Raw genomic sequence first — 7,516 nt, forward strand, 5'->3', positions numbered from 1 at the left:
TACGCCTTCATGGAAGCCGCCGACGAGAGCAAGCGCCGCGGCGGCGCCGAAGTCACCCTCAAGGAAGTGATGGACAAGGCCCTGGCCGAAGCGCGCAAGTAAGCAGTCGTGGGATGGGTGTGGCGACAGCCCGCCCGTCCATGAGCGTGTGGCAAACACCACGGCTTGCGGACGCCTCCAGAGTCGGGCGGTTTGGCGGAGGCGTTGCGGATGAAAAGCAGCCCAGCCCGCCAAACATGCCCAACCTACGCCCGGAGCGGTCCCGCTGTTCCCGATGGAAATCCCTGCTTCTGCGATGCCCCCCACGATTATCGCCACTCCTCCGGGCGCGAGCGCCGTAGTACTGGACAGCCCCAAACGCCGCCGCGACGGATCTTTGTATCTGCGGCGGGCGATCTGAAAGAGTCCCTTTCTTTCGCACAAATATGTTCAACATTCCTCCCGTCACTACGTCTGAGAGACATGCGCTCCCCCGCAGCCGCTGATAAATTCCACCCCAAAAACCACTCCATGAAGACCCAACCTCGTCTCTGCATTGCGTTCACCTGCGCCGGCATGCTGGCGTCAGGACTGCCCGGCGTCCACGCCCAGCAGCCCGGAGCACTGCCGCCGGGCGCATTGCCGCCTCCAGCATCGACAAAGCCTGTGGCACCGCCAACGCTGATGCCCCCTGCGGATTTGAAGGAGCCTCTGACGGCGGATTTCACCGCGAAGATCCTGCGTGACCCCAGCCTGCTGCCGAACAACGGCCAGCTGCAGATGAGCTACGCCACTGTGGTGGAAAAGATCCTGCCCAGCGTCGTCACCATCCACTCCTCCACGCCCATCAAGGCTCCGGAAGTGGACCAGATCCCGCCGCAGCTCCGTCCCTTCTTCTACCGCTTCTTCGGCGCCCCCGGCGGCGGCACGGATCCCTTTGGCGGCGGCATGAATGAGGACGACGAACCCACGCCCGCTCCGCGCCGCCGTGGTGGCCAGCCGCAGCAGCCCCAGCGCCCACAGCAGCCGCAGCAGCCAGCCCCCGACGATGACGCCCATCAGTCCCAGGGCGTCGGCTCCGGCATGATCATCACCCCGGACGGCTACATCATCACCAACAACCACGTCGTGGCAGATGCCAAAAAGATCGACGTGGACGTGGATGTGAATGGCTCCTCCAAAACCTACCGCGCCACCGTCATCGGCACGGACCCGCTCACAGACGTCGCCCTCATCAAGATCGACGCCACCGGCCTCACCCCCGCCACGCTGGGAGACAGCTCCAAGCTCCGCGTGGGCGATATCGTCCTCGCCGCCGGTGCCCCCATGGAGCTCAGCCGCTCCGTCACGCAGGGCATCGTCAGCGCGCTGGGCCGCAGCAATGAAGGCATCGTGGGCAAGGGCAACGGCCGCGGCGGCCGCGTCCAGGGCTATGAAGACTTCATCCAGACCGACGCCTCCATCAATCCCGGCAACTCCGGCGGCCCGCTGGTGGATGCCATGGGCCGCGTCGTCGGTATCAGCACCGCCATCCTCTCCCGCACCGGCATGAATGCTGGCATCGGCTTTGCCATCCCCATCAACATGGCCCTCCACATCGTGGAAGACCTGCTGGACGACGGAGCCGTGCAGCGCGGCTTCCTCGGCGTGCAGATCACCGATCTCGACGGCGCTCTCGCGGAACGCCTCGGCTTTAAAGAGCAGGGCGGCGCAGTCGTCATGATGGTCGGTGCCGAATCCCCCGCCGAAAAAGCCGGCATCCAGCTGGAGGACATCATCGTCTCCATCAACAATCAGCGCGTGGACAGCAGCAGCCGTCTGCGCCTCATCGTCAGCGGCACCAAGCCCGGCAGCCAGATCCCCATCGAAGTCATGCGCGGCGGCAAGCGCCTCACCCTGAACGCCACCCTGGAAGCCCTTCCCGAAGAAGCCCTCTCGGAGCTCAGCAGCGGACAGCGCGGCATCCCACGCCCCGGCGCTCCCGGCGGCCAGGCCAAGGACAACATCAGTGAACTCGTCTCCGGCGTCACCGTCCAGACCCTCACCCCGGCCCTGCGTGAACGCCACGACATCCCTGAAAACGTGACCGGCGTCATCGTCACCAAGGTGGACGCCGACAGCCGCGCCGCCGCCATGGGCGTGGAAGAAAGCGACGTCATCTCCCACGTGAACCGCAAGCCCGTGACCAACGCCGCCGAGGCCCGCACCCTCGCCAAAGGCAGCGACAAAACCGTCCTCCTCCGCGTCTGGCGCAAAGGCGACACCATGCTGCTCATGATCGGCAACAACTAAGCCGCGAATGATTCAACGGCCCGCGTGTGCTGTGAAGCATGCGCGGGCTTTTTTGTGCCTTCTCAAATCATAAATCGTAAATTCGCTCCGTGCTCTACGACGCCCACAATCACCTCCAGGACGAGCGCCTCGACCCATGGCGAGAGCAGATCATGCCCATGCTGCCGCAGACCGGGCTGGTGGAGATGATCGTTAACGGCTCCTGTGAGGAAGACTGGCCCGCCGTGGCAGATCTCGCCCGCAGGTACTCGTGGATACGCCCCGCCTTTGGCCTCCACCCATGGTATGTCAAAGAACGCACCCAGGACTGGGCCACCACGCTCAAGCAGCTTCTGGTAGATCATCCCAAGGCCGTCGTCGGCGAGATCGGCCTCGACCGCTGGATTGAAAACCCGGACATCGACGCGCAGCTCGAATGCCTGCGCACGCAGCTCGCCCTCGCCGTGGAGCTCGACCGCCCCGCCACACTCCACTGCCTGCGCGCCTTCGGCCTTCTGGAGGAAACCCTGCGCAGTTGCACACTGCCCCGGCACGGCTTCCTCCTCCATTCCTACGGCGGCCCCGCCGAGATGATCCCCGGCTTCGTCAAACTCGGTGCCTACTTCTCCCTCAGCCCCTACTTCGGCCACCCGCGCAAAACCGCGCAGCTCGCCGTCTTCAAGTCCGTCCCCCTCGATCGTCTCCTCGCCGAAACCGACGCCCCCGACATGTGGCCGCCGGATGAGCTGAACCCCCACCCGCTGCAAGCCGCCGATGGCAAAGCCCTCAATCACCCCGCCAATCTCCGCGTGAGCTACGAGCTACTGGCGCAGGTGCGCGGGATGGAAGCGACTGAACTGGAGAAGGTCATCGCGGAGAACTACCGCGCCTTGTTTGGATAAAGGGACACAGGGCGCTACTTTCAGTCTCCCAAAGCGACCCACTTTTTTGTGATCTTTTTTGCGCCTTTTTGCGGCCATCCTCATCAAACCGGCATCGGATGTTCCAGCCCCGTTGCGAGGTGCGCCTTGCTTTCGGGCACATCAGGGCCAACGCTGGCCCGTCCCCTGCTTTCATTATGCCATCCATGCGCAAAACCAAAATCCTCTGCACTCTCGGACCTGCCACGGAGAGTCCTGAAATACTTGCCAATCTCATCGCCAAAGGTGCCGACGTCATCCGCCTGAACATGAGCCACGCCTCCCATGACTGGGTGCGCACCGTTTACGCCCGCGTCCGCGAGGCCGCCGCCGCCTCCAAGCGCGAAATCGCCGTCCTCATGGACCTCACCGGCCCCAGCATCCGCACCGGCGATGTGGAGCAGCCCTGGCAGCTTCAGGTGGGCGACACCGTGGAATTCCGCAGCAAAGCCGAAGTGCCCCCGAGCACGCCCTATTCCGTGAGCGTGAACTACCCGGAACTGGGCAAGGACCTCAAAATCGGCGACACCATCATGGTGGACGGCGGCATGATCCAGGTGAAGGCCACCGAGGTCTCCACCCTCCGCGTCATCGGCACCGTCATGACCAAAGGCGAGATGAAATCCCGCCGCCACATCAATCTCCCCGGCGTGCCCGTGCGCCTGCCCCCGCTCACGCAAAAGGACTACGCGGATCTCGATCTCGGCGTGGAGCTGGGTGTCGATTTCTTCGCCCTCAGCTTCGCCCGTGAGCCCGGCCACCTGCAGCACCTGCAGCTTCTCCTTGAGCAGAAACAGAGCAAGGCGCGCGTCATCGCCAAGATCGAAAACCAGCAGGCCATCGATAACATCGACGCCCTCGTGGAGGCCTCCGGCGGCATCATGATCGCCCGTGGGGATCTCGGCAGCGAGTGCCCCATCGAGGACCTGCCACTCATCCAGCGCCAGATCGTCGAACGCTGCTCCTACCATGGCCGCAAGGTCATCGTGGCCACGCAGATGCTGGAGAGCATGATCGAAAACCCCGTGCCGACACGCGCGGAAGTCACCGACATCTTCAATGCCGTCATCGAGCAGGTGGACTGCGTGATGCTCAGCGGTGAAACCAGCGTGGGCCGCTACCCGGAGAAATGCGTGGAGGTGTTGCACACCGTCATCAGCCGCATCGAGCAAAAGTATCCCTCCGGCCGCTTCGCCAGCGATGCCCCGCTCAAGACCAACAAGCACAAGACCGTCAAGGCCGCCATCCTGCTGGCCAACAGCATCCCCGGCAGCAAGCTGCTCGTCTTCACCATCCGTGGCGTCATGGCGCATCTGCTTGCCCATCAGCGCCCGGAGTTCGCCCCCATCTTTGCCTTCACGCCCAATCTGCACGTCAGCCGCACGCTGGTCACCGCGCGTGGCGTGAACCCCTTCGTGCTGCAGTTCACCGAGGGCGACCCCGAGGCGGCCATCCGCAACGCGCTGGACCTGCTGCGCCTGGAAAAGCTCATCAAGCTCGGCGATCCCCTCGTCATTCTCAGCGATGCGCTCTACGATGGCATCAATGTGGATGCGATTCTGCTGCGCGAGGCTTGAAAGCGTGCGGCATCCGGCAGAATAGGGTAGTGTCAGCCGTATTCCTGCCCATGCGATCCGTCCGCCTGCTAGTTTTGTCCTTCCTCATCGCCCCCATGGCGTTGGCGGACACCCGCGTGTTCGTCAGTCTCGCGGGCTCGCTGATGGAGGCGGAGATCACCGCCGTTTCAGGTGACAATGTGACCCTGAAGCGCAGCAGCGATCAGCAGACCCTCACCATCAACCGCAAGACCCTCTGCAAGGAGGACAGCACCTACATCGCCACCTGGGCGGCGCAGCACCCGGACCTGGCCACCGCCCCTGCGCCCACCGCAGCAGGCACCTCAGCTCCCGTGCAAAAATACCGCCTGGTCTGCCAGACCCTGCCGGCCAAGAGCAACCGTGGACCTCCCGACAGCGACCACCGTGTCTTCGAGTACACCTACAACTTCAACCTCAGCAATCAGGAGGTGGGCCGTGATCTGCAGAACGCCCGTGGACTGGCCTTCACCCTGGGCAAAAATGTCCTCGATCCCAACGGCGACCTGATCGTTCTGCAAAAGGAGGAGTTCGACATCAACATCCGCCCGCAGTCCAAAATGGTGCATACCACTCAGCCGGTGCGCCTCACCTACAGCCAGGATCCGGACTACCCCTACGGGGTGAAAAGCTACGGCTACGTGCTCATCGTTCGTGATGCCGCTGGGAACGTCCTCCTCGTGGAGGCCAGCCCTGACGCCAGCGCGAAGTTCACCAAAGAAATCCTCGCCCTGCCCGACGCACCCTGCATGGTGGACCGGGATTTCAAGCTGAAGTCCAAAACGGATGTGCCGCTTGGGTACATCAGCTTTTAGCGCAACACGTGCTCACTTCTCCATCAGCAGCAGCACACCTGCCACGATGGCGAGAATGGGCACCAGGATGCTGAGTGCGCCGAGGCTGACGTTAAAAGCGCCGATAAAGCCGACGATGATGAGATAGATGGCCAGCGCGAGCAGGCCGCGGTTTTTGGGGATGTTCATAGTTTTGTCCGGTTTGAGTTGAGGTCCAAAAATCCAGGTCAGGGTTCGATGCTAACCGGCGTGCCCAACTCCACCGAATGGTAGAAGTCGGCAGCCATGAAGCCGGGCATGCGGATGCAGCCGTGCGAGGCGGCGTAACCCGGCAGGTAGCCCTCATGCATGCCGGTGCCGCCGACGATGCGCATGAAATACGGCATCTTGGCTCCGTCATAGATCGCTCCCTTGGGCTTGGGGTCCTTGCTGGTGTCCACGTCCTTTTGGATCACGTTCCCATCGGCATCCACGTAATTGCCAAACAACGAGGACACATGGTCGATGTCCTTTTCGATGATTTTAAAACTGCCCGTCACCGTATCGCGCCCTTCAAGCCCTGATGAAATGCGCGACATGCCGGCAAGCTGGCCGTCTTTGTAGAAAAAGGCGCGCTGCTGCGAAAGGCTGATGCGGATGGAGGGCTTGCCGCTCATGTGGTCGCCGTTCCAAAACGACTCTTCGACAGCAACGGAAGGTGGTGGAAGCGGATCAACACAGCCCGGCAGCAGGCAAAGGAGGGCAGCGGCGAGAAGGCAGGAACAGCCATGGGAGAGGATGGAGGGCATTGCAGATAGCATGAAGAGCAGGGCTGGCTGACGCGATGAGGTGTTCACCCCAGGATTCACGGCATCAGCGTCTGTGATCAAATCGGATGAATTCTCCGATCAGCCTTCTCGACATGCGACTTCCTGCATGGGCTGTGCCCCCCTTTTGTGTCTGGCGCAGATGAGGATCTCGCCCGGGTTTGCCCCATGGAACCACCTGCCAGGTTATTTTCACCAGGACATCCGCTTTCGCTCCAGCCCCCGATTCACTCTCAAACACTCACACATCCCCCTTCCATGAATCTTCTCCTCATCTTGCTCATTTTGTTGCTTATCGGCGGTGGTGGCTACGGTTTCCGTTCCGGCAATCATTATGCCGGCGGAGGTGCAAGTCTCCTTGTCATCATCCTCATCGTATTGCTTCTCACCGGGCGAATTTAAGCCCACCCCATAACTCTCGCGGTCGATCGTCCGCTCACCACAACCCCATCCGTAGTCGAACCTCATGAAATTTAGTCCCTTCCTCCTCATTCCAGCCATTGCCGCCTTGAGCCTTACTTCCTGTTTGGATCCGATGATGGCCGGAGGCGGCTATTCCAACGGTGGCGGCTATGGCGGCAGCGCCTACTACCATCAGGGGCGCTCTTATTCAGGCGGCCAGTACCAGACCGGCAGCTACTTCTATCAGGGCAGGCAGTACACGAACCGCTACTACCACAACGGACAGTATTATTACGGCGGCCAGCATCAGACCCACTCGAATCCCGGCATCCGCCCATCAAGCTACCGTCCTTCGAACAGCTACCCACCGAGCTACCGCCCGTCCAACAGCTACCCCTCGAACAATCACCCTTCGGGCTTCCGCCCCTCGGGCAGCTATCCGTCGAGCAATCCCCCGTCGAACTTCCATCCGACGGGCAACTTCCCCTCGAACAACCACCCGTCAGGCGGCCACTCCTCGGGCAACCATTCGTCCGGTGGTCACTCCTCGGGCGGCCATTCCTCCGGTGGCCACTCAGAACATCATGAAGGCTGGAACAAGCCTTCAGGCCGCCGCTAACAGCGGGTTTGATCAAGTTCCGGGTGGAGAAGCGCACAGCTTCTCCACCCTTTTTGCACAGCAACAAGGCTGCTTTTCACTCCTTCGTCACCGCCTCATCCAAGTTCAGCAGCATGAGGCACAGGCTTGT

General features: G+C 62.1%; 8 protein-coding genes and 1 pseudogene. 7 read left to right on the forward strand and 2 right to left on the reverse strand.

Features of this window, described 5'->3' with window-relative positions:
- From ACIREA_RS22035 to ACIREA_RS22055, 5 genes and pseudogenes are all read left to right on the forward strand, one after another.
- Positions 1–102 (forward strand): annotated as a pseudogene (locus ACIREA_RS22035) (gfo/Idh/MocA family oxidoreductase); the annotation flags it as partial.
- Between the two features lie 408 nt (positions 103–510).
- The gene (locus tag ACIREA_RS22040; RefSeq protein ID WP_397384516.1) at positions 511–2,271 is read left to right on the forward strand and encodes a Do family serine endopeptidase; all 1,761 of its coding nucleotides are present in this window, start codon (positions 511–513) and stop codon (positions 2,269–2,271) included.
- 89 nt (positions 2,272–2,360) lie between these two features.
- A complete protein-coding gene (locus ACIREA_RS22045; protein WP_397384517.1) occupies positions 2,361–3,152 on the forward strand; it encodes a TatD family hydrolase in 792 nt (263 codons plus the stop codon).
- A gap of 185 nt (positions 3,153–3,337) precedes the next feature.
- Entirely contained in the window at positions 3,338–4,747 is a 1,410-nt protein-coding gene (gene pyk, locus ACIREA_RS22050) for a pyruvate kinase (RefSeq protein ID WP_397384518.1), read from the forward strand.
- Positions 4,748–4,797: 50 nt separating this feature from the next.
- Complete coding sequence (locus ACIREA_RS22055; RefSeq protein WP_397384519.1) at positions 4,798–5,580, forward strand: hypothetical protein; 783 nt, start codon at positions 4,798–4,800, stop codon at positions 5,578–5,580.
- A 12-nt stretch (positions 5,581–5,592) separates the two neighbouring features.
- Here ACIREA_RS22055 and ACIREA_RS22060 read toward each other — a convergent pair whose 3' ends face one another.
- A complete protein-coding gene (locus ACIREA_RS22060; protein WP_397384520.1) occupies positions 5,593–5,748 on the reverse strand; it encodes a hypothetical protein in 156 nt (51 codons plus the stop codon).
- A gap of 38 nt (positions 5,749–5,786) precedes the next feature.
- Positions 5,787–6,428 carry a L,D-transpeptidase family protein gene (locus tag ACIREA_RS22065; RefSeq protein ID WP_397384521.1) on the reverse strand — a complete coding sequence of 214 codons (642 nt, stop codon included), beginning with the start codon at positions 6,426–6,428 and terminating at the stop codon, positions 5,787–5,789.
- A gap of 195 nt (positions 6,429–6,623) precedes the next feature.
- Here ACIREA_RS22065 and ACIREA_RS22070 point away from each other — a divergent pair, with 195 nt between their 5' ends.
- Complete coding sequence (locus tag ACIREA_RS22070; RefSeq protein ID WP_397384522.1) at positions 6,624–6,767, forward strand: DUF3309 family protein; 144 nt, start codon at positions 6,624–6,626, stop codon at positions 6,765–6,767.
- 64 nt (positions 6,768–6,831) lie between these two features.
- A complete protein-coding gene (locus ACIREA_RS22075; RefSeq protein ID WP_397384523.1) occupies positions 6,832–7,386 on the forward strand; it encodes a hypothetical protein in 555 nt (184 codons plus the stop codon).
- Positions 7,387–7,516 lie beyond the last annotated feature (130 nt).

Origin of the sequence: Prosthecobacter sp. (genome assembly GCF_044373815.1) — a bacterium.
In the GTDB taxonomy this organism is placed as follows: Bacteria; Verrucomicrobiota; Verrucomicrobiia; order Verrucomicrobiales; family Verrucomicrobiaceae; genus Prosthecobacter.